The organism is Agrobacterium sp. a22-2 (assembly GCF_012276985.1).
In the GTDB taxonomy this organism is placed as follows: domain Bacteria; phylum Pseudomonadota; class Alphaproteobacteria; order Rhizobiales; family Rhizobiaceae; genus Allorhizobium.
Window position 1 is genome coordinate 1 of record NZ_JAAXMM010000025.1, and the last position, 20,620, is coordinate 20,620.

Below are 20,620 nucleotides of genomic sequence, written 5' to 3' on the forward strand. Positions count from 1 at the left end.
GTTAAGGCCCTCCCCACAAGGGGGAGGGCCTTAACTCAGCCTGCCCCTCTGCGGATAGAGCCGAGCGGCTTCCACGAGTTTTCTCCCCCCTTGTGGTGGGGTGCGGAACGGTCCGCGTAGCGGAGCAATCGATCCTCTGTGAATCGATTGCAGTGACAAACGCCGGCAGGCCAGAGAGGGTCTTATCTTATGCCCCAAATTGACAAGGAAACCCCTCGTCACAGAGGAGCCCTACCGACAGCTATCGCTTCTTGCGGCGATTTTCGAAGGGGTTGTCCGAGGCCTTCAGATGGATGCGGATCGGCACGCCGGGCAGCTGGAAATCATTGCGCAAGCCGTTGGTGAGGAAGCGAATATAGGATTCCGGCACCGATTCCGGCCGCGTGCAGGAAATCATGAAGCCCGGCGGGCGGGCCTTGACCTGCGTCATGTATTTCAGCTTCAGCCGGCGGCCGGAGACGGCCGGTGGCGGATGCTGGACCTGCTGGCTTTCCAGCCACTTGTTCAGTTTCGCAGTCGAGATGCGGCGGTTCCACACCTTGTCCGTGTCGATGATAGACTGCATCAGCCGGTCGAGGCCATAGCCGGTCTGGCCGGCAATCGGCACGGCGCGGATGCCGCGAGCCTGCGGCAGCAGCCGTTCGGTCTTTTCGCGCAGATCGGCCAGAACGGCCTGGGTGTCTTCGACCAGATCCCACTTGTTGAAGGCGAGTACCGCGGCGCGGCCCTCGCGCATCACCAGGTCGACCAGTTGCAGATCCTGCTTCTCGAAGGGGATGGTGGCGTCAAAGACGATGACCACCAGTTCGGCAAAGCGGATCGAGCGAAGGCTGTCGGCGACGGAGAGCTTTTCGAGCTTTTCCTGGACGCGGGCCTTCTTGCGCATGCCGGCGGTGTCGAACATCTTGATGGTGCGGCCGCGCCAATCCCATTCGACGGAAATGCTGTCGCGGGTAATGCCGGCCTCGGGCCCGGTCAACAGCCGGTCCTCGCCGAGGAAGCGGTTGATCAGCGTCGACTTGCCGGCATTCGGCCGGCCGATGATCGCCACGCGCAACGGTTTGGTGTCGTCATATTCCGGTTCGTGGTCGTCGTCCTCGACATCCACATCGGCATCGGCCCGGATGTCGATATCAGTCTGCGCCTCATCGAACTCGGGCGGAAAGGCCCGTTCCTCGCCGATGGCGGCAACGATCGCGTCGCGCAGGTCGATCATGCCCTGGCCGTGTTCGGCCGAAATCGGGCACGGATCGCCAAGACCGAGCGTGAAGGCATCGTAGAAGCCGCCCTCGGAGCCCTTGGCTTCGGATTTATTGGCCACCAGCACGACGGGCTTGCCGCGCCGGCGCAGCATGTCGGCCAGCGTTTGGTCGGCAGGCGTCAGGCCGGCCTTGGCATCCACCACGAAAAGCGTGACATCCGCCTCGTCGATCGCCGCTTCCGTCTGCAACCACATGCGGCCCTGCAGCGTATCCGGACCTGATTGCTCGAGACCGGCCGTGTCGATGATGGTGAAACGCAGGTCGATGAGCTTGGCATCGCCCGGGCGACGGTCGCGGGTAACCCCCGGCGTATCGTCGACCAGCGCCAGCTTCTTTCCGACCAGACGGTTGAAAAGCGTGGACTTGCCGACATTGGGGCGCCCGACGATGGCGACTGTAAAGTTCATCTACTCTTGTCTTTCTGCCTTGTGCCGCGGGAGCGCGATCAGGGCGCCTTGCCCGAAGCGGCAATATTGTCGAGCAATGCCTGGGCGCGGTTGGCGACATTGCGCGGCGCCTCGGCATCCTCGGTGATCTGTTCGAACCATTCGCGAGCCCGCACCATGTCGCCGGCCTTGTAGGCCGAAAGTCCAAGCGCCTCGCGCGCCGAATGGCGCAGGGCATTGAGCGGCGTCGCCATGGCTTCCACCTCGGCCGAAACCTGCTCATAGGTGCCGTTGTCGATCAGCAGCCAGGCGGCGCGCATATGCGCCACGTTGCGAACCACGTCCATGACGCCGCTATCCTTGCCGATCGCCGAGAAGGCGGCAATCGCGCCGGCCGTATCGCCCTTTTCGGCCATGACCGTCGCGGCGCGCATGCGGGCCAGCACCGGATAGGCGCCATGGCCTTCCTTCTCCAGCACGGCAAGAACCGCCAGCGCATCGTCGCTCTTGCCCTCGTTGGCAAGCTTCAAGGCCGTCAGGAACCGGTCGCCGGAGACCGAAGCCCGGCCCTCGCGCCAATATTCATAACCGCGATAGCCGGCCGTGCCGACCACGATCAGCACGGCAACGCCGATGATAATCAGACCGAACCGCTTCCATATGGTCTGGATCTGTTCGGAGCGAAGCTCTTCATTGACTTCGCGAATAAAGCTGTCGTTGTTGTCAACCATGTCTATTTCCGGAGGTCCGGCCTTTTTAAGCGGATGTCATGCGTGAGCGGCCTTCTACCCCATTTTTCAGCCGTTGTAAGGGGTAGCCGGTCATTTCACCGTCATTGGCCCAATATGGTGGTGTTTACGAGGCCAGCATCGGCAGCGGGGCGACGCCGATCAGCCATTCATGCAGCTTCCAGATGAAGGCCGCCCAGACCAGCGTGCCGACCACCACCGCGATCAGATCATAGCGTCCCGAAACGAACGGACGCAGCACCACTTCGCCGGCCTTCTGGCGGCGCTTCAGCACGATCCTGAGGATCACGCCCCAGGCGAGAAACGAGGTAAACAGTAGGACCGAGCGCAGATCGCCGTTGGACAGCAGATGCGCCAGCGCCCAGATCTTGACGGACAGAACCATGGGATGTTTGGTCTTGGCGGCGATATGTCCGGCCGGGATCACCCCGGCGACCAGACAGATCATCGCAAGCAGCATCAGCGTGACGCTCAGATGGGCCATGCCGGCCGGCGGATACCAGAGATCGATGACCGGCGCGATGCTCCAGCCATAAATCAGCACAACAAGCGAAACCACGCTCAGCACCGAATAGGCGCCCTTCCAGCCCTGCTCGCCGAGCCTGGCGATCATCGCCGCGCGAAACCCGGGGGCCACCACGCGGATCAGGTGCGTGCCGAGAAAGAGTGCGATCCCGATGATCAGAACTGTCATTGTGAAAGATCCCGTCCGTTGAATTGGTCTACCCATGCCATAAGGCCGAAGGCTGCCAATTACCAGCGCGTTCAAAGCTTCGCCGCATTTCGATGACAGGAAACCCGCTTGTTGATGCAAGGCTTGTCATGTTTCGTACCGCTTTTCTGCTCTCGCTGCCCTTGGCCCTCGCTCTGTCTCCAATGACGGGCGCCCAAGCCGAGCCGGCTGACGGCAGGCCGAAGCAGATGCTGATCGTCTCCTTCGACGGCGTGGCCGACAACCGGCTCTGGGTGAAAAGCCGCGACATCGCCCGCCGCTCCAATGCCCATTTTACCTACTTCCTGTCCTGCGCCCATCTCATCCCGCGCGCCGACGCCAGGACCTATCAGGCGCCGGGACAGAAACCCGGCCGCTCCAATGTCGGCTTTGCGCCCGACCAGCAGGATGTGGCGGTGCGGCTCGACCAGATCTGGCAGGCCCATCTGGAAGGCCACGAGATCGGCAACCACACCTGCGGCCATTTCGACGGCAGGGACTGGTCGAAGGCCGACTGGCTGGAGGAGTTCAAAAACTTCGACCGGGTCGTCGAGAATGCCTGGACGGCCAATGGCGTCGGTGACAAGGAACCGCAGGGCTGGGCCGATTTCGTCAGACGGGACATCCGCGGCATGCGCGCGCCCTATCTGTCGGAAACGCCTGATCTGGTCGAGGCCGAAAAGGCGGCAGGCTTTGCCTATGACGCAAGCCCGGTGGCCCGCGGCCCGCAGTATCCCGAAGAAGACGGCCGCCTGGCACGCTTCGGCCTGCCGCTGATCCCCGAAGGTCCGAACCAGCGTCGCATCGTCGGCATGGACTATAATCTGTTCGTGCGCCATTCGGCCGGCCTCGACCATCCCTCGCGCTCCGCCGAATTCGAAGAGCGCGCCTATCAAGCCTTCCGTGCGGCCTTCGACACTCAATATGACGGCGAACGCCTGCCGCTGCAGCTCGGTTTCCATTTCGTCGAAATGAACGGCGGCGCCTATTGGCGCGCCATGGAGCGGCTGGTGACCGAAGTCTGCCCGCGCCCCGACGTCGCCTGCGTGACGTATTCGCAGGCGCTGGAGATGAGCCGCGACCGGCAGGCGGTTGCGAGAGCCTCGGGGCTTTAGGCGTCCCTCTACCGGTTCCCAAAAACGCAAACCGCGCCGGAGCGATCCGGCGCGGTTAAATCGTTATACATCAAAGGCGATGGCTTAAGGCTTGTCCGCCTCAAGCTCTCCACCCTCGGCCTCACGCTCCAGATACCGCTGGTCGATCTCCGGCAAAGGCTCATTGTCGATGGCCGCCTCAAAGGCTCGCAGACGTTTGTGGATCGACAGGAGTTCGACGATCGTCGGCCAGACATTGACCAGGTACTGGAACGAATTGCTGACCTGACCGAAGGCGGTCGCAATCTGCTGATAGATACCGTAGGTGATTTTCACCGCGACGATGGTCGGCACCAGCATGAAGATCAGGAACAGCGCATCGGCCTGGCCGTAGAAGGAGCGGGCCAGGTTGAAATAGGTGTAGTGGAAATAGAGGCGGAAATAGTTGCGCCGAACATTGGTGAACAGTTCGACCACCGTCAGAGGCTGGGCGCGGTCGGCGTGGTCCTCGCCATAGACCAGTTCCTTGCGATAGGCCGCCTCAACGCGCTGATTGCGGAATTCCAGGCCCGGAAGCTTGATGCCGACCACGGCGAGAAGGAAGGTTCCGAACACCGACCAGATGAGCGCCAGCCAGAACAGGCTGTGCGGAACGGCGCCGATGATCGGCAATTCGGTGACATAGGACGACAGGACGAACAGGATCGGCAGGAAGGCGATCAGGTTCATAACCGCATCGATCAGGCTGACGCCGAGCCCTTCGAAGGTCGAGGCAAACCGCATGGTGTCTTCCTGGACACGCTGCGAGGCGCCCTCGATGTGACGAACCTTCTGCCACTTCGACATGTAATAATCGTTCATCGCGGTGCGCCAGCGGAAGATGTAGTGACTGACGAAGAAGCGGACGATGACGAAGACCGCGACGTTCAGGAAGGCGATGCTCCAGAAGGTGATCATCAGACTGTAGAAGTCCCAGGTCGTGATCCCCGGTTTGCCGGTGAGGGCATTCTGCAGAAGGTCGCCGAAGGGCCGACGCCAGTTGTTCAAAAGCACCGAGACCTGCACATCGAAATAGGTCGTGAAGATAATGAAGAACGTGCCCCAGATCGCCCAGGTCCGCCAGGGGTGATCCTTGGCGTAGAATTGCCAGAACAGGCCGAAGGCAGCCGCCCAGACGCTCACATAGATGGTGAACCACAGATAATCTCTGGTCAGGAAGAAGGTGAGGTTGATCACCGGCTCGGCATCGGCCGGCGTGGGCGGAAGTCCGATGGCTGTCCCCATCTGCTCGCCGAAGAGATACCAGACGAGAACAGAAAGAAGGACCCAGACAGCGAAAGAGGAAAAGAAGAGTTTCGGTTTGGGAAAGAAGGACTGGAACACGGAAGCGGACTTTCCTGACTGGAGTGTTCTGAAGAGGTCGAAACACCTGTTGCCGGGAAACTATGGCAGTTCCATGGGGCGGGCAATGGTCATCCGCGAGTGTTACACAATTGTAACCACAGCAATATCAGCCGATGCGACGATAGACCGGCAGGACCAGGAGAGCGCAGGCAACCAGGGCGAGTGCTGCGAGCATCGTCGGCCCGGTGAAGCTGCCGCTCTTCTCCGCAAGCCAGCCCGCCACCAAGGGTCCGGCAATCTGGCCGACCCCGAAGGCGGCCGTCATGAAGGCCAGCGCCCGGCGCGGGCTTTGCGGCGACAGGGTCCGGCCGATGCGCAGACCATAGGCAGTGATCATGATGAACGTGGCGCCAAGGCTTGCCCCGCCGATGAGCGGCGCATAGGGAAACGGCAGAAGCACCGTCGCCAGCACGCCCGCCGCCTCGACCAGCAGGCCCGCGACATAGACGCCGGCAAGGCCGACGCGCAGCATGACGGGCCGCCAGACAAAGATCGACACGGCCGCCGTGCAGCCGGTCAGGAACCAGGTCAGGAATTCGATCGTCTGCCCCGCCTGCCCCAACCGCGCCATGGCGACGATGAAGGTGGCGGTGATGACATAGCCGAAGCCGAACAATCCGTAGGACAGGGTGACCAGCGCCAAGGGCTTGCGCCAGGTGAGCGGTGGCTCGCTGTCCGTCTGTCCGGCCCGCGCCTGCGCTGCCGGCAACAGCAGCCACACCACCAGAAAGGCCGCAATGCTTAAACCCGCGCCGGCGAACCAGTCGATCCGGAAGCTGGTCGCCGCGCCGGCTTCAAGCCCGCCGATCAGCATGACCATCAGCGACGAAGCGGCAATGCCGAGGCCGACCCCACCGAAATGGGCCGACTGCACATGATCGCTGCCGCGCGCGGCGGCATGACCGAGCACGATCGACGAGGTGAAGATCATCGCGAAGGCGCTGGCAAGACCGGCTACGAAGCGGATGATGACGAAGGCGATAACGCTGCTGGAGAGCCCCATGGCGGCCAGCGCCAGGGCGGTGGTCAAGAGCGCCCCGAGCGCCACCAGCCGCTCTCGCCCGGCCGCCCAGCCATAGGCGCCGAGCACGGCCCCGGCCAGATAACCCGCAAAATTGCCGGCCGCGATCAGCCCGGCATCGGCCGAGGACAGCCCGAGCCCGGTCATCATGGCCGGCAGGATCGGCGTAAACGAAAACCGCCCGAAACCCATGGCTGCCGCCATGGCAATCGCGCCGGCGAATGCCGTTTTCATCAGGCTGATCTGGTCCGAATGTCCTTTGCTCATCGCCGGCTTATTGCATTGCGTCAATTGACCGACAAATCAGAAATTTTCATGGGACGTTCAATGGGGCGACGAGCGACGGCTCACTCCGCCATCGTCAGGATCAGCGGACCGTTTTTCGTCACCACCAGCGTGTGCTCGAACTGCACGGTCGGGGCGCGCGGCTCGCTGAACAGCGTCCAGGCATCCTTGTCCCCATCCTCGGCCCAATGGCCGCCGAGCGACAGGAAGGGTTCGACGGTGAAGACCAGGCCTTCTTCCATGATGCGGGTTTCGTCCGGATCCGGCCAGGTGGACAATTCCTTCGGTTCTTCGTGCAGCGAACGGCCGACACCGTGGCTGGCCAGATTGGTGATCAGCGTATAGCGGTTCTTGGCGGCGAACTTGCCGATCGCATTGCCGATATTGGCCATCGGCTGGCCGGTGCGGACCTGGTTGAGACCGACCCACAGCGCCCGCTTGCCGTCACGGCACAGCCGCTCGATCTTCGTCGTCACCGGCGGCACGATGAAGGACGAGCCGGTATCGCCGAAATAGCCATCCTTCTCCGCCGACACGTCGATATTGACCAGGTCGCCGGCGGCAATCACCCGCGGGCCGGGAATGCCGTGCGCCACTTCCTCGTTGACGCTGATGCAGGTGGCGCCGGGAAACTGGTAGCAGAGTTCGGGCGCCGACCGCGCGCCGGCATCCTCCAGCACCTTGCGGCCGATCAGGTCCAGCTCGGCCGTGGTAATGCCCGGTTCCAGCGCTGCCGCCATGGTTTTCACCGCCAGCCCGCACAGCCGGCCGACCTCTTTCAGCTTGGTGAGATCTTCGTCGCTCGAAACAATCATCTGCTTTTCTTCCGCGTCCAGCCTGGTTGCCGCGCGCTTCCTCGGGTCGTTGCGGCGTGGCTTACGCGCCCGTTTCCTGATGCGTCAACGCCTTTCTGACCAGCGGCGCGACTTTTGTGCCGTAGAGTTCGATGCCGCGCATGATCTCGGCATGTGGCATCGGGCCGATCGCCATCTGCAGCAGGAAGCGGTCATTGCCGAAGATCTTGTGATGGGCGACGATCTTTTCGGCGACCGTTTCCGGGTCGCCCAGGAAGATCGCGCCATCGGCTGCCCGCGACTGGTCGAAATGCTGGCGGTTGGTCGGCCCCCAGCCGCGCTCACGGCCGATGCGGTTCATCACCTCCGCCTGCGGGCCATAGAACACGTCGGCCGCCTTTTCCGTCGTATCGGCGATGAAGCCGTGCACGTTGATGCTGGTCTTCAGCGTCGCCGGATCGTGGCCGGCCCGCTTGGCGCTTTCGCGGTAGAGGTTGAACAGCGGCGCAAAACGATGCGGCTGGCCGCCGATAATGGCCAGCGCCAGGGGCAGGCCGAGCACGCCGGCCCGCGCCACCGATTGCGGCGTACCGCCGACGGCGATCCACAGCGGCAGCAGGTCCTGCAGCGGCCGCGGATAGACGCCGCGCCCTGATATCGGCGCCCGGGTTTCACCCGACCAGTTGACGATCTCGTTCTGCCGGACCGCCAGCAGCAGGTCGAGCTTTTCCGCAAACAGCGTGTCGTAATCGTCAAGGTCGTAACCGAACAGCGGGAAGGACTCGATGAACGAACCGCGTCCCGCCATGATTTCGGCCCGGCCGCCGGACAGGAGGTCGACGATGGCGAACTGCTGGAAGACCCGCACCGGATCGTCCGAGCTCAGCACCGTGACGGCGCTGGTCAGGCGGATATTCTTGGTCTTGACGGCGGCGGCCGCCAGAATGGTCGAGGGCGAGGAGGCCATGTAATCCGGCCGGTGATGTTCGCCGAGACCGAAGACATCAAGCCCGACCTGATCGGCAAGCTCGATCTCCTCCAGCAGATCCTTCACCCGCCGCGCCGCCTCGGCACCCTTGTTGACGGCATTCGGATCGACATCCGCGAAGGTATAAAGGCCGAGTTCCATGATTACTGTCCCGTTGATGTTTATCCTCACAGATAAGGTGAGCCCGATCCCGGCGCAAACCGGAAATCGGTGACGGAGTGTTCAGGGGATGCGTTGAATCGATACGTGAAGAGCGCCTATTTCGAACCGCAAATCAACGGCTTGACGGCAAAAGCGGATTCAGATCGGCAGCGCGTTGAATCGAAATGGCAGGATCATTTGATCCCCTGTCCTTCCCACGGATTGATCAGCGCGAGGTTCATATCGCGGAAGTCGGCAGTGTTGCGGGTGACGACAGTGAGGCCGTGGACGAGAGCCGTTGCAGCGATAAATGCGTCTCGATCTGGTCGAGGATCGGGGACGTGCAACGGGGCGGCAGCCAGAGCAATCACCTTGTCGACTGGCAGCAAGTTTGTGGCGAAAGTGGTGAGCACATTTTCGTTCAGCCAATGCCGCAAGCGCTGAGCTTGCAGATGGTCCCGCAAATTGAGCAGCCGTATTCCCTTTTCGATCTCGAACAATGTGATGACTGAGATGAACAACTCTGTATCCAGCACAGTACCGGACCAACGAAGCACGTTGGCATCGCAACGACCTGACTTGGCTTTGCGTAGCTCTGAAACAACATTGGTGTCGAGCAAAAACATCAATCAAACGTCGCTGGTTTGAACCCCATATCACCGAGTTTTTCCGGTTCGAAGTCGATGTCGTCATCGCCCGGCATCGACAGCATATCGGCCACACTGCGGTGCTGGCGCGTCAACTTCTTGTAGTCATCGATCGACAACAGAACATGCGTCGTCTTGGCCTGTTCTGTGATGAAGACAGGCCCACTCTCGGCCGCGCGCTTGGCGCCGCCCGTATCACGATCAAATTCCCGGGAAGACAGCGTGGTTGGCATAGCTTGCGCCTCCTTTGAATGGCGCAAATTATACCACACGATTCCGATCCCTCCAACGCCGTCTCACCCCGTCGTCAGCGTCCGCTTCACCGCATCGCGCCAGCCCTTGATCTTGCGGGTCCGGGTCTTCTCGTCCATCTCCGGCTCGAAGCGATGATCCCGGGCCCAGGCCTTGGCAAAGCCGGCCTGGTCGGGCCAGACGCCGGCCCGGCTGCCGGCAAGCCAGGCGGCACCGAGCGCCGTCGTCTCCAGCACGACGGGACGGTCGACCGGCGCATCGAGCAGGTCGGAGAGCCGTTGCATGGCCCAGTCCGAGGCGACCATGCCGCCATCGACGCGCAGCACCGTCGCCTCGCCGGTCGTCTTCCAGTCCTTGTGCATGGCGTCCAGCAGGTCGCGGGTCTGGTAGCAGACCGCCTCCAGCGCCGCGCGGGCAAATTCGGCCGGGCCTGTGTTGCGGGTCATGCCGAAGATCGCGCCGCGGGCGTCCGGATCCCACCACGGGGCGCCGAGACCGGTAAACGCCGGCACCAGATAGACCTCCTGGTTGGGATCGGCCTGGCGGGCCAGCGGCCCCACCTCCTTGGCCTCCTGGATCATCTTCAAGCCATCGCGCAGCCATTGGACGGAAGCGCCGGCCACGAAGATCGAGCCTTCCAGCGCATAGGTCGTCTTGCCGTCCAGCCGATAGGCAATGGTCGTCAGCAGCCGGTTCTTCGAGCGCACCAGATCCTCGCCGGTGTTGAGCAGCGCGAAGCAGCCGGTGCCGTAGGTGGATTTCAGCATGCCGGGCTGGAAGCAGGCCTGGCCGATGGTGGCGGCCTGCTGGTCGCCCGCCACGCCGAGGATCGGCACCGCGGCGCCGAACACGTCAGGATCGGTCACGCCGAAATCGGCCGAGCAGTCCTTAACCTCCGGCAGCATGGCGGCGGGCACCCGCAGGATGTCGAGCAGGTCCTCGTCCCAATCATTGTCCACAATGTTAAAGAGCAGCGTGCGCGACGCATTAGTGGCGTCGGTCACGAAACTCTTGCCCCCGGTTAGCCGCCAGATGAGAAAGGTGTCGATCGTGCCGAAGCAGAGTTCGCCCTTGGCAGCCCGCGCCCGCGCGCCTTTGACGTTCGACAGCAGCCAGGACAGCTTGGTGCCGGAAAAATAGGGATCGAGCAGCAGGCCGGTCTTGCGGGTGAACTGCTTTTCCAGATCCTGGCGCTTCAGCTTGTCGCAATAGCTCGCCGTGCGCCGGTCCTGCCAGACGATGGCGTTGTGGATCACCCGGCCGCTGTCGCGCTCCCAGACGACCACCGTCTCGCGCTGGTTGGTGATGCCGATGGCGGCGATGTCTTTTGCCGTGATGCCGGCCGTCCTGATCGCCTCGCGGATCGACCACAGCACACTCTGCCAGATCTCTTCGGGATCATGCTCGACCCAGCCGGATTTCGGAAAGATCTGCGGGAACTCTTTCTGGCCCGAACCTGCAACCCGCATCGTCTCGTCGAACAGAATTGCCCGGCTGGATGTGGTTCCCTGATCGATTGCAAGCACATATCCGCCCACGCGCACCTCCCAATGCTTAAAGCCCGTCTTTTGGTTGGGGAAGTTCAATACAAGGTGCGAGAGTTTGTCAAAAGAAATGCCGCGCCGTTTCTTGTCCGTCCACGGCGGGTAAACTCCCGAAAAACGCAATTGCCAGCATCAGCGATTTGGGCATAACCTTGCCTGCTGTGTTGCGGCGCAAGAGAATGCCGGAAAACCCATGGGGAGAACTGCCAATGTCCAGAACCGTCGTCGTCACCGGCTCCACCAGTGGCATAGGCCTGGCGATCGCCAAGGCGTTTGCGGCCAATGGGGACAACGTGGTGATCAACGGCTTCGGCGACGCCGCCGAGATCGAGGCGATCCGCAAGGCTCTGGAGACCCATGGCGGCAAGGCCCTCTACCACCGCGCCGACATGACCCGGCCGGACGAGATCGCTGACCTGATGGAGACCGCTGCCAAAACCTTCGGCATGGTCGACGTGCTGGTCAACAATGCCGGCATCCAGCATGTCGCGCCGATCGAGGACTTCCCCGCCGACAAATGGAACCAGATCATCGCCATCAATCTGTCCAGTTCCTTCCATACCATGCAGGCTGCCATTCCGGCGATGAAGGCGAAGAAGCACGGCCGCATCATCAACATCGCCTCGGCGCACGGGCTGATCGCCTCGCCGTTCAAGGCTGCCTATGTCGCCGCCAAGCATGGCATCATGGGGCTGACCAAGACGGCAGCGCTGGAGCTCGCCGAATTCGGCGTGACCGTCAACGCCATCTGCCCGGGTTATGTGCTGACGCCGCTGGTCGAAAAGCAGATCCCCGACACCGCCAGGGCCCGCGGCATTTCCGAAGCAGAGGTCAAGTCGGATGTCATGTTGAAATTCCAGCCGACGAAGGAATTCGTCGCAGTTGAAGACGTCGCCGCCACGGCGCTGTTTCTGGCGAGCGATGCCGCCAAGCAGATCACCGGCACCCATATCTCGATCGATGGCGGCTGGACGGCGCAGTGACCCTGCCCGCCGGCCGATCCATCCGAAAGAAAGCCTGACATGACCGACCGTATCCGCTTCATCCTCAATGGCGAGGATATCGCCCTCGGCAGCGTCGATCCCACCGAAACGCTGCTGGATTTCCTGCGGCTGCAGCGCCGCCTGACCGGCAGCAAGGAAGGCTGTGCCGAAGGCGATTGCGGCGCCTGCACGGTTCTGGTCGGCCGGCTGGTCGATGGCCACCTGTCTTATGAGACGGTCAATGCCTGCATCCGTTTTGTTGGCTCGCTCAACGCTACCCATGTCGTCACGGTCGAACACCTCGCGGCCAAAGACGGCACCCTGCATCCGGTGCAGCAGGCCATGGTCGACTGTCACGGCTCGCAATGCGGCTTCTGCACGCCCGGCTTCGTGATGTCGCTCTATGGCCTGTGGCTGACCGATGAGAAACCGTCGCGCGCCGCCATCGAAAAGGCCCTGCAGGGCAATCTCTGTCGCTGCACCGGCTACGAGCCGATCGTCAAGGCGGCCGAACAGGTGGCGCGGATCCGTCCGAGCGCCCTGTTCGATCCCCTGGAGCGCGAACGCGCCAGCATCATTGCACGTCTTGAGGATCTGAGAACAAGGGAGACCATCACGGTCGGCAAGGGCGACCGCCGGCTGATCGTGCCAGGCACGGCCGCAGCCCTTGCCGATCTGCTGGCCCACGAGCCCAAGGCCACCATCGTCGCCGGCGCCACCGATGTCGGCCTGTGGGTCACCAAGCAGATGCGCGATCTGAACCCGGTGATCTTCATCAACCAGTTGGACGAGTTGCAGGCGATCAGCAGCACCGACGACGGCATCACCATCGGCGCCGGCGTGTCCTACAGCACGGCCCATGAGACGCTCGCCCGCGACATCCCGGCCTTTGGCCGGCTGATCGACCGCATCGGCGGCCAGCAGGTGCGCAACATGGGCACGATCGGCGGCAATGTCGCCAACGGTTCGCCGATCGGCGACACGCCTCCGGCACTGATCGCGCTCGGCGCCACCGTGACGCTGCGCTCCGCCACCGGCATCCGCACCCTGCCGCTCGACGATTTCTTCATCGACTATGGCAAGCAGGACAGAAAGCCCGGCGAATTCGTCGAAAGCCTGCATGTGCCGCGCCCCTCCGCCGGCCATCGCTTTGCGGTCTACAAGATCACCAAGCGCCGCGACGAGGATATTTCAGCCCTCTGCGGCGCCTTTTGCCTGGGCCTCGATGAGAACGGCACCGTCTCCCATATCCGCATCGCCTTTGGCGGCATGGCCGGAACGCCAAAACGCGCCCGCAGCGTCGAGGCTGCGCTCTACGGCAAGCCCTGGACGGAGGCGACGATCACGGCGGCGCGCGACGCCTTCGACCGCGACTACCAGCCGCTCACCGACTGGCGCGCCACCGCCGACTATCGCCAGCTGACCGCCAAGAACCTGCTGACCCGCTTCTTCCTGGAAACCTCGGGAACGCCGCAGGAGCTGCAACGTTTTGCGCTGGAGGAGGCATGATGGGCGCGTCGATCTCCATCTCCCCCTTGAGGGGGGAGGTCGCCGCAAAGCGGCGGGTGGGGGTGATCCACCGACAGACAAGATGAAAGCGTGTGTCGGCCATTTTGCGCGAAAGCGTAGATGACTTTTGGCTTCGGGCTTGCTAAGTCCGCCGCAGCGTCAAAAACCGGTAAAAGAAAACCAATGCCTGATCTTCTGCTCGAACTCCGCTCCGAGGAAATCCCGGCCCGCATGCAGCGCAAGGCGGCTGGCGACCTGAAGAAGCTCGTCACCGATGCACTGGTGGATGCCGGCCTGACCTATGAGGGCGCGCGGGAATATTGGACGCCGCGCCGCCTGGTGCTCGATATCCGCGGCCTGACGGCGCGTTCGGCCGATATCCGCGAGGAAAAGAAGGGGCCGAGCGTCAGCGCCCCGCAAGGCGCCATCGACGGCTTTCTGCGTGGCGCGGGGCTGACGTCGATCGACCAGGCCATTGTCAAGACCGATCCGAAGAAGGGCGATTTCTATGTTGCCTATCTCGACAAGCCCGGCCGGCCGGCCGAGGAGATCGTCACCGACGTGATGCCCGGCATCATCCGCACCTTCCCCTGGCCGAAATCCATGCGCTCGGGCGCTGCCTCGATGCCGAAGGGCTCGCGCTTCGGCGGGATCGAGGGCAAGGGGCCGGAAGCGCTGCGCTGGGTGCGGCCGCTGCAGTCGATCGTCTGCACCTTCGGCTCCGAGCATGACGAAACCGCCGTCATCCCCTTCGAGATCGACGGTATCGTGGCCGGCAATGTCACCTATGGCCATCGCTTCCATGCGCCGGACGCCATCACCGTGCGCCGCTTCGACGACTACGTCTCGAGCCTGGAAAAGGCCCGCGTCATTCTCGATGCCGAGCGCCGCAAGCATATCATCGCCCAGGACGCCGCCAATCTGGCCTTTGCCAATGGGCTGGAGCTTGTGGAGGACGAAGGCCTGCTCGAAGAGGTTTCCGGCCTGGTCGAATATCCCCATGTCCTGCTCGGCACGTTCGAGGAGGATTATCTGGCCATTCCGGCCGAAATCATCCGGCTGACCATCAAGACCAACCAGAAATGTTTCGTCACCCGCAAGCAGGGCGGCGAGGGGCTCTCCAACCATTTCATCCTGATCTCCAATATCGACGCCAAGGACGGCGGCAAGGAAATCATGCATGGCAATGGCAAGGTCGTGCGCGCCCGCCTGTCGGACGCCAAGCACTTCTGGACCCGCGACCAGGGCGACCTGCCGGATCTGGAAACCTTGAAGGCCTCGGCTGCCAAATTCGACCTCGATCTGAAAAAACCGCTCGACCAGCGCATGGCCAAGCTCGATGCCCTGAACGTGACCTTCCATGCCAAACTCGGCACGCAAGGCGAGCGCGTCGCGCGTATCCGGGCATTGGCGAAGGAACTGGCGCCGGTTGTCGGTGCTGACCCTGCCTTGGTCGACCGCGCCGTGGTGCTGGCGAAAGCCGACCTGCGCACCGAGGCCGTCGGCGAATTCCCCGAATTGCAGGGCCTGATGGGCCGCCGTTATGCGCTTCTGCAGGGCGAAGACGCTTCTGTTGCCGCCGCCATCGAGGACCACTGGAAGCCCAACGGCCCCTCCGACCGCCTGCCGGAAGACAAGGTTGGGTTGACCGTGGCGCTCGCCGACAAGCTGGATACGCTGGTGGGTTTCTGGGCGATTGACGAGAAGCCGACGGGGTCGAAGGATCCCTATGCGCTGAGGCGTGCGGCGCTGGGTGTTGTGCGGATGATTTTGGAGCGGGGTGTTCGGATTAATTTGGCGCTTGCTATTAAGAGGCATGCGATCAAAGTTACTAGAGATCAACTTCAAAGTGGCAGAGCCTACCAGTCTTTAGATCCTTTGTTGCATGGTATAACGACGGACGTGAATTATAGTCGAATAATTCAGATAATGGACTTAGCGCCTGATCTAGATTGGGTTGAGGCTATGCTAAATTCCGGTTATCTTCTGGCTGATGCTGAGGCAATATATTATCCGCAAGACGACCAGAAATACACGAACGTTGGTTCGACATGGGTGATGCCGGCCCCTACATATACTGCCGATCTCCTCGCCTTCTTCCACGACCGCCTGAAAGTCTACCTGCGCGACCAGGGTGCCCGCCACGATCTGATCGATGCGGTGCTGACGCCCGACTCCGACGACCTGCTGATGGTCGCCAGGCGCGTCGAGGCCTTGACCGCCTTCATCACTTCGGAAGACGGCAAGAACCTGTTGGCCGGCACCAAGCGGGCCACCCAGCTGCTCGCCGCCGAAGAGAAGAAGGGCACCGTCGTCGCCGATGGCGTATCGGCCGAGCTGTTGAAGCTCGATGCCGAAAAGGCGCTGTTTGCCGCGATCAAGGTGGCGACCATCGATGCGGCCAATGCCGTGGCCGCGGAAGATTTTCGCTCGGCCATGCAGGCTCTGTCGACCCTGCGCGACCCGGTCGACCGCTTCTTCACCGATGTGCTGGTCAACGACGAAGACGCCGCCATCCGCGCCAACCGGCTGGCGCTGCTGAGCGCCATCCGCGATGCCACGGCCACGGTCGCGGATTTCTCCAAGATCGCGGGATGATCCTGGATTGCCAATGGTAGCGGATATGTTACCATTGGCGCCATGAAGATCCGTGAATATCTGGATCAGCGCGGCGAAAGCCCTTTTGCCCTATGGTTCGCCGGCATCGAGGTGCGGGCAGCCTCGAAAGTAACTGTGGCATTGGCTCGGGTAGAGGCCGGTAACTTATCCAATGTTAAAAGTGTCGGCGCGGGCCTGCTTGAATACAGGATCGACTATGGCCCTGGCTATCGGATCTATTTCGGCCGGGATGGCGACCAGCTTATCATTCTGCTGGCGGGCGGAACAAAGAAGCGGCAGCAGGACGATATACGCATCGCGCTCGAACGCTGGCAGCTTTACAAGCAAAGGAAAGGCAAGCGCCGTGGCATTGACCCGTAATTTCAAACAGACCGTGAAGAGCCGTGCCGCGACCGATGCTGCCTTTCGCGCGGCCTTGCTGTCGGATGCCGTCGAATTGCTGCTGGCCGGCGACGTCGAGACCGGCAAGTCGGTTCTGCGCGACTTCATCAATGCAACCATCGGGTTTGAGCGCCTGGCGGAAAAAGCCGGCGTCCCATCGAAAAGCCTGATGCGCATGTTCGGTCCCAAGGGCAATCCGCGCGCCGACAATCTCTTTAATGTGATCCGTCATCTGCAGGAGGAAACAGGCCTGCAGCTTGCCGTGGCCGCGGCCTGAGACTACGGATCTTCGTCCCGGTCGCCTCAATTTTGTCTCGCCTGCTTTTCGTGCTAAGCTTTCGTCTGCAATCCGCATGGAGGTTTCTCTATGAACAAGCCTGTTCATGTGACACTGGCCGAGCCTTTCGGCAGCTTCGTCGACAGCCAGGTCGAAAGTGGGCGCTTCGCCTCGGCGCAGGAAGTGGTCGAAGCCGCGCTCGGTCTGCTGGAAGAGGAGCAGGCCCAGATCCAGCGCCTGCGAGAGGCGCTGCTGGAAGGCGAGAACAGCGGTGAGGGGCGCTATATCGAGAAAACGGAATTCCTGACCCGCATGCGCGAGCGCGCCAAGCGATGAAACGCTATCGGCTGCCCTTTGCGGAAGCCGACCTTGAAGGCATTTGGGATTGTTAGATTGAAGCCTAGGCTTTCGGCAATCCGCATGGAGGTTTCGTTATGAACAAGCCCGTTCAGGTGACCATCGCCGAACCCTACGACAGCTTTATCGATGCCCAGGTCGAAAGCGGCCGCTTCAAGTCTGCCGAAGACGTGGTCGAGGCGGGTTTGCGCCTGCTGAAAGACGAGGAGGCGCGCGTCGAATGGCTGCGCAATGCGCTGATCGAGGGCGAGAATAGCGGACCGGCGGAGCCGTTCGATCCCGACGAGCTGATGGCCACTGTTCGCGAGAGCTGGAAAAGCCGTGGCTGAGGTGCGGCTCAGCCCGGCCGCGAGACGAGATTTCCTGAAGATCGGTGATGACACCCGCGATCGTTGGTCCGAAGTTCAGGCCGAGCGCTACCTAGGGCAAATCCTGGAAGTAATTGCCGAAATCGGTCGGCATCCCTTCTCGGGCAGCGCGATAGACTGGCTTCGCGCCGGCTACCGGAGACGCCGTGCCGGTTCTCATCTGATCTTCTACATCGTGCTGGACGATGGCATGGTCGAGGTGGTTCGAATCCTGCACGAGCGGACCGACGTCTCCCGCCAACTGGACGAGTGAGTCTGATGACCGCCAAAATCCTCATCAGTGCCTGTCTTCTCGGCCGCCCCGTCCGCTATGACGGCAAGGGCAAGCCGCTGCATCATCCGGCGATCGCGCGCTGGCAGGCGGAAGGCCGGCTGGTCGGCTTCTGTCCCGAGCAGGCCGGTGGCCTGCCGACGCCGCGGCCGCCGGCCGAAATCGAAGGCGGCATGAGCGGTGCCGATGTGCTGGCCGGCCGGGCGCGGGTGATGGAGGCGACCGGCGGCGACGTATCGGCCGCCTTTATCGCCGGCGGTCGCAAGGCGGTCGAGTTTGCCCGCGCCAACGGCTGCACCCATGCGCTTTTGATCGACGGCAGCCCGTCCTGCGGCTCCGGTTTCATCTACGACGGTTCGTTTTCAGGCAGCCGCCATCCCGGCTTCGGGGTTACGGCGGCGCTGATGCAGGCGGCCGGCATACCGGTCTATTGCGACCGCGACATCGAGCAATTGGTGGCAGTCCTCGACGGCTCCGCCTGAAACGAAGAAGCCGCCGGATGATGCCCGGCGGCTTGTTTCTGTTCGATCGGCTTGGCGAAGGTTCAGCCGGCGCGGCGCATCTGCTGGGCCATGCCGGCCAGTTGGCCGGAATGGCCGGCGCTGGACACCTTGAAGCTGCGGATCAGCTCCAGCAGGTCGCCGGTATCGTTGGCCAGCACTTCCGCCGATGCGGTGGTTTCCTCCGCCATCGCGGCATTCTGCTGGGTGGCGGTGTCGAGCTGGTTCATGGCGCTCGAAATGCTGCGAAGCGTCGTGTCCTGCTCCTGGGCGCTGTGGGCGATCTTGGAAACCACGTCATTGGCGCTTTCGATCTGGCCGGAGATCCGCTTCAGCGCCTCGCCGGTCTGGGCGACCAGCTGTACGCCCTGGCCGACCTGTTCCGACGAGCGGGAGATCTGCGCCTTGATTTCCTTGGCCGCGGCGGCCGAACGCTGGGCGAGTTCGCGCACTTCCTGGGCAACGACCGCAAAGCCCTTGCCGCTTTCGCCAGCCCGTGCCGCCTCGACGCCGGCATTCAGCGCCAGCAGGTTGGTCTGGAAGGCGATTTCGTCGATCACGCCGATGATCTTGGTGATCTCGGCCGAGGATTGTTCGATGCTGCTCATCGCGGCAATGGCGCGCCCGACGATGGCGTCGCTCTGGCGGGCTTCCTCGCTCACCGATTTCACCTGGCCGGCCGCCTCGCGGGCACCGTCTGCCGTATGGCGAACGGCGACCGTCAACTCGTCGAGAGCAGCCGAGGTTTCTTCGAGATTGGCCGCCTGGCGCTCGGTGCGCTGGGCAAGCTCGCCGGAGGCGCGGCGGATCTCTTCCTTGCTGACGGCAATGTCATTGCCCTTGAGGTTGACGCGGCCCATGGCCTCCTCGAGCCGGGTCAGCGCCTCGTTGAAGTTGTCGCGCAACTCGGCGTATTTCGGTCCGAGATCGGCGCAACGCACCGTCAGGTCGCCATGCGCCAGCTGTTCCAGCGAGGCGCCGATGGTCGAGACGACGCGGGCCTGCTGCACGGCATCGGCCTGCTGCATGTCGATATTCTGCTGGCGCTCGGCGCTGATCGCCGCATCCTGCTGGGCCTGGCGCTCGGCCATGGCGTGGCGCTCGCGGATCTTTTCCTGCAGCGACAGGGTGGCCTTGGCCATCATGCCCACTTCATTGCTCATGTCGGCATGGGGAATGGCGATCGCGGTATTCTCATCGGCCACGGCTTCCAGCGCCTTGTGGATCGCGCCGAGCGGCTGGGAAATGCCGCGAATGACGAAGAATGCGGCAGCGAGACCGAAAACGAAGACGCCGAGACCGACAGAAATCGCCTTGAAGATCGAGACATTGACCTCGGCCTTCAGGTCGTCGGTGTAAAGGCCGGTCACCACCACGATTTTCCAAGGCTCGAAGGTCTTGCCATAGGCCGCCTTGGGAAAGCTGTAGTCATCGACGGGGTGGCCGGGCTTCGGACCGATGAACTCGACATAACCGCCACCGTTCTGGCCAAGCCGGACCAGTTCGTCACGATAGGCATAACCGTTCGGGTCGCCCTTGCCCTTGTTGCTCTGGCCCACCGACTTGGAGGTCGGATGGAAGACCAGGACCACGTCGTAGTCGTAACCGAAGAAATAGCCATCCGGCTCGAATTTCAACTTGTTCAACGTCGCAAATGCCTGCGCCTTGGCATCGTCCAGCGAGAGTTCACCGGCCTGAACCCGATCGTCATACGTCTTCATGAGAGAAATGGCCGTCTCGACCTGCGTGCGCAGCAGTTCGTAGCGCTGATGGTAGATCGCTTCGGAAGACGTGCGCACCTGGAAGAAGGTGGCGACTGCAAAGGCAGCCATCAGTGCGCTGACCAGCAAGATCAACTGCATCGATATTTTCAGGTTTTTCATTTCGCCTCACAGACAAGGATCGTCGGTCGGCGGTTCCCGCGATTTGAGCGCACGCCGTTGCAACCGGAAAGGGTTTCAGCGCTTCCTGCGCGTATAACGGTGCTGCATCGCACTCACGGTATGATAGTTACCGAATAATATTAAACAAACGTCTAAGATACCACATGGCGGCTTGACGTTTGCGGTTGGCTGT

Annotated in this window: 21 protein-coding genes; 10 read left to right on the top strand and 11 right to left on the bottom strand. The window is 62.4% G+C overall.

Annotated elements, in window-relative coordinates:
* Positions 1-241: 241 nt before the first annotated feature.
* The 3 genes from der to HFC70_RS25245 all read right to left on the bottom strand — a co-directional run bounded on the left by der (position 242) and on the right by HFC70_RS25245 (position 3,091).
* Complete coding sequence (gene der / locus HFC70_RS25235) at positions 242-1,669, bottom strand: ribosome biogenesis GTPase Der (RefSeq protein WP_168476079.1); 1,428 nt, start codon at positions 1,667-1,669, stop codon at positions 242-244.
* Positions 1,670-1,707: 38 nt separating this feature from the next.
* Entirely contained in the window at positions 1,708-2,379 is a 672-nt protein-coding gene (locus HFC70_RS25240) for a tetratricopeptide repeat protein (protein ID WP_168476080.1), read from the bottom strand.
* 124 nt (positions 2,380-2,503) lie between these two features.
* Positions 2,504-3,091: an NnrU family protein gene (locus HFC70_RS25245; protein WP_168476081.1), complete on the bottom strand. Its 588-nt coding sequence runs from the start codon at positions 3,089-3,091 to the stop codon at positions 2,504-2,506.
* A gap of 128 nt (positions 3,092-3,219) precedes the next feature.
* Here HFC70_RS25245 and HFC70_RS25250 point away from each other — a divergent pair, with 128 nt between their 5' ends.
* A complete protein-coding gene (locus HFC70_RS25250; RefSeq protein WP_168476082.1) occupies positions 3,220-4,224 on the top strand; it encodes a polysaccharide deacetylase family protein in 1,005 nt (334 codons plus the stop codon).
* 84 nt (positions 4,225-4,308) lie between these two features.
* On the opposite strand, the gene sbmA is transcribed toward HFC70_RS25250, so the two are convergent.
* The 7 genes from sbmA to glpK form a co-directional block, all read right to left on the bottom strand.
* On the bottom strand, positions 4,309-5,586 hold the full coding sequence (sbmA, locus tag HFC70_RS25255) for a peptide antibiotic transporter SbmA (RefSeq protein ID WP_168476083.1): 1,278 nt from the start codon (positions 5,584-5,586) through the stop codon (positions 4,309-4,311).
* A 127-nt stretch (positions 5,587-5,713) separates the two neighbouring features.
* Positions 5,714-6,895, bottom strand: coding sequence for a YbfB/YjiJ family MFS transporter (locus HFC70_RS25260; RefSeq protein ID WP_168476084.1), 1,182 nt, complete (start codon positions 6,893-6,895; stop codon positions 5,714-5,716).
* Between the two features lie 80 nt (positions 6,896-6,975).
* The gene (gene map, locus HFC70_RS25265; RefSeq protein ID WP_168476085.1) at positions 6,976-7,728 is read right to left on the bottom strand and encodes a type I methionyl aminopeptidase; all 753 of its coding nucleotides are present in this window, start codon (positions 7,726-7,728) and stop codon (positions 6,976-6,978) included.
* A 61-nt stretch (positions 7,729-7,789) separates the two neighbouring features.
* Positions 7,790-8,836: an LLM class flavin-dependent oxidoreductase gene (locus HFC70_RS25270; RefSeq protein ID WP_168476086.1), complete on the bottom strand. Its 1,047-nt coding sequence runs from the start codon at positions 8,834-8,836 to the stop codon at positions 7,790-7,792.
* A 194-nt stretch (positions 8,837-9,030) separates the two neighbouring features.
* The gene (locus HFC70_RS25275) at positions 9,031-9,462 is read right to left on the bottom strand and encodes a type II toxin-antitoxin system VapC family toxin (RefSeq protein WP_168476087.1); all 432 of its coding nucleotides are present in this window, start codon (positions 9,460-9,462) and stop codon (positions 9,031-9,033) included.
* Positions 9,462-9,716 carry a hypothetical protein gene (locus tag HFC70_RS25280; protein ID WP_168476088.1) on the bottom strand — a complete coding sequence of 85 codons (255 nt, stop codon included), beginning with the start codon at positions 9,714-9,716 and terminating at the stop codon, positions 9,462-9,464. The genes HFC70_RS25275 and HFC70_RS25280 overlap by 1 nt, the downstream gene beginning before the upstream one ends.
* 63 nt (positions 9,717-9,779) lie before the next feature.
* Positions 9,780-11,273 (bottom strand): glycerol kinase GlpK, encoded by a 1,494-nt coding sequence (gene glpK, locus HFC70_RS25285; RefSeq protein ID WP_168476089.1) that lies wholly within the window; start codon positions 11,271-11,273, stop codon positions 9,780-9,782.
* Positions 11,274-11,488: 215 nt separating this feature from the next.
* On the opposite strand from glpK, the gene HFC70_RS25290 reads away from it, so the two are divergent.
* The 9 genes from HFC70_RS25290 (at position 11,489) to HFC70_RS25330 (ending at position 18,526) form a co-directional block, all read left to right on the top strand.
* Entirely contained in the window at positions 11,489-12,262 is a 774-nt protein-coding gene (locus HFC70_RS25290; RefSeq protein ID WP_168476090.1) for a 3-hydroxybutyrate dehydrogenase, read from the top strand.
* Between the two features lie 39 nt (positions 12,263-12,301).
* Positions 12,302-13,771, top strand: coding sequence for a xanthine dehydrogenase small subunit (gene xdhA, locus HFC70_RS25295; RefSeq protein ID WP_168476091.1), 1,470 nt, complete (start codon positions 12,302-12,304; stop codon positions 13,769-13,771).
* 183 nt (positions 13,772-13,954) lie between these two features.
* On the top strand, positions 13,955-16,369 hold the full coding sequence (glyS, locus tag HFC70_RS25300; RefSeq protein ID WP_168476092.1) for a glycine--tRNA ligase subunit beta: 2,415 nt from the start codon (positions 13,955-13,957) through the stop codon (positions 16,367-16,369).
* A gap of 42 nt (positions 16,370-16,411) precedes the next feature.
* A complete protein-coding gene (locus tag HFC70_RS25305; RefSeq protein ID WP_168476093.1) occupies positions 16,412-16,750 on the top strand; it encodes a type II toxin-antitoxin system RelE/ParE family toxin in 339 nt (112 codons plus the stop codon).
* Entirely contained in the window at positions 16,734-17,048 is a 315-nt protein-coding gene (locus HFC70_RS25310; protein ID WP_168476094.1) for a transcriptional regulator, read from the top strand. Before HFC70_RS25305 ends, HFC70_RS25310 begins: the two co-directional genes overlap by 17 nt.
* Before the next feature lie 90 nt (positions 17,049-17,138).
* A complete protein-coding gene (locus HFC70_RS25315; RefSeq protein WP_168476095.1) occupies positions 17,139-17,384 on the top strand; it encodes a type II toxin-antitoxin system ParD family antitoxin in 246 nt (81 codons plus the stop codon).
* A 98-nt stretch (positions 17,385-17,482) separates the two neighbouring features.
* On the top strand, positions 17,483-17,734 hold the full coding sequence (locus HFC70_RS25320; protein WP_168476096.1) for a type II toxin-antitoxin system ParD family antitoxin: 252 nt from the start codon (positions 17,483-17,485) through the stop codon (positions 17,732-17,734).
* Positions 17,727-18,026, top strand: a complete 300-nt coding sequence (locus HFC70_RS25325; protein ID WP_168476097.1) for a type II toxin-antitoxin system RelE/ParE family toxin — start codon at positions 17,727-17,729, stop codon at positions 18,024-18,026. The genes HFC70_RS25320 and HFC70_RS25325 overlap by 8 nt, the downstream gene beginning before the upstream one ends.
* 5 nt (positions 18,027-18,031) lie before the next feature.
* Positions 18,032-18,526 carry a DUF523 domain-containing protein gene (locus HFC70_RS25330; RefSeq protein ID WP_168476098.1) on the top strand — a complete coding sequence of 165 codons (495 nt, stop codon included), beginning with the start codon at positions 18,032-18,034 and terminating at the stop codon, positions 18,524-18,526.
* A 62-nt stretch (positions 18,527-18,588) separates the two neighbouring features.
* Here HFC70_RS25330 and HFC70_RS25335 read toward each other — a convergent pair whose 3' ends face one another.
* Positions 18,589-20,427: a methyl-accepting chemotaxis protein gene (locus tag HFC70_RS25335; RefSeq protein ID WP_168476099.1), complete on the bottom strand. Its 1,839-nt coding sequence runs from the start codon at positions 20,425-20,427 to the stop codon at positions 18,589-18,591.
* Between the last annotated feature and the right edge of the window lie 193 nt (positions 20,428-20,620).

What these genes read in the sequence shown, in the direction of transcription:
- map (WP_168476085.1), bottom strand. Translation starts at nt 7,728, where the DNA reads ATGATTGTTTCGAGCGACGAAGATCTCACCAAGCTGAAAGAGGTCGGC.
- HFC70_RS25240 (WP_168476080.1), bottom strand. Translation starts at nt 2,379, where the DNA reads ATGGTTGACAACAACGACAGCTTTATTCGCGAAGTCAATGAAGAGCTT.
- HFC70_RS25250 (WP_168476082.1), top strand. Translation starts at nt 3,220, where the DNA reads ATGTTTCGTACCGCTTTTCTGCTCTCGCTGCCCTTGGCCCTCGCTCTG.
- HFC70_RS25305 (WP_168476093.1), top strand. Translation starts at nt 16,412, where the DNA reads ATGAAGATCCGTGAATATCTGGATCAGCGCGGCGAAAGCCCTTTTGCC.
- HFC70_RS25335 (WP_168476099.1), bottom strand. Translation starts at nt 20,427, where the DNA reads ATGAAAAACCTGAAAATATCGATGCAGTTGATCTTGCTGGTCAGCGCA.
- HFC70_RS25280 (WP_168476088.1), bottom strand. Translation starts at nt 9,716, where the DNA reads ATGCCAACCACGCTGTCTTCCCGGGAATTTGATCGTGATACGGGCGGC.
- glyS (WP_168476092.1), top strand. Translation starts at nt 13,955, where the DNA reads ATGCCTGATCTTCTGCTCGAACTCCGCTCCGAGGAAATCCCGGCCCGC.
- HFC70_RS25315 (WP_168476095.1), top strand. Translation starts at nt 17,139, where the DNA reads ATGAACAAGCCTGTTCATGTGACACTGGCCGAGCCTTTCGGCAGCTTC.
- xdhA (WP_168476091.1), top strand. Translation starts at nt 12,302, where the DNA reads ATGACCGACCGTATCCGCTTCATCCTCAATGGCGAGGATATCGCCCTC.
- HFC70_RS25260 (WP_168476084.1), bottom strand. Translation starts at nt 6,895, where the DNA reads ATGAGCAAAGGACATTCGGACCAGATCAGCCTGATGAAAACGGCATTC.
- HFC70_RS25330 (WP_168476098.1), top strand. Translation starts at nt 18,032, where the DNA reads ATGACCGCCAAAATCCTCATCAGTGCCTGTCTTCTCGGCCGCCCCGTC.
- HFC70_RS25320 (WP_168476096.1), top strand. Translation starts at nt 17,483, where the DNA reads ATGAACAAGCCCGTTCAGGTGACCATCGCCGAACCCTACGACAGCTTT.
- HFC70_RS25290 (WP_168476090.1), top strand. Translation starts at nt 11,489, where the DNA reads ATGTCCAGAACCGTCGTCGTCACCGGCTCCACCAGTGGCATAGGCCTG.
- HFC70_RS25275 (WP_168476087.1), bottom strand. Translation starts at nt 9,462, where the DNA reads ATGTTTTTGCTCGACACCAATGTTGTTTCAGAGCTACGCAAAGCCAAG.
- HFC70_RS25270 (WP_168476086.1), bottom strand. Translation starts at nt 8,836, where the DNA reads ATGGAACTCGGCCTTTATACCTTCGCGGATGTCGATCCGAATGCCGTC.
- der (WP_168476079.1), bottom strand. Translation starts at nt 1,669, where the DNA reads ATGAACTTTACAGTCGCCATCGTCGGGCGCCCCAATGTCGGCAAGTCC.
- HFC70_RS25245 (WP_168476081.1), bottom strand. Translation starts at nt 3,091, where the DNA reads ATGACAGTTCTGATCATCGGGATCGCACTCTTTCTCGGCACGCACCTG.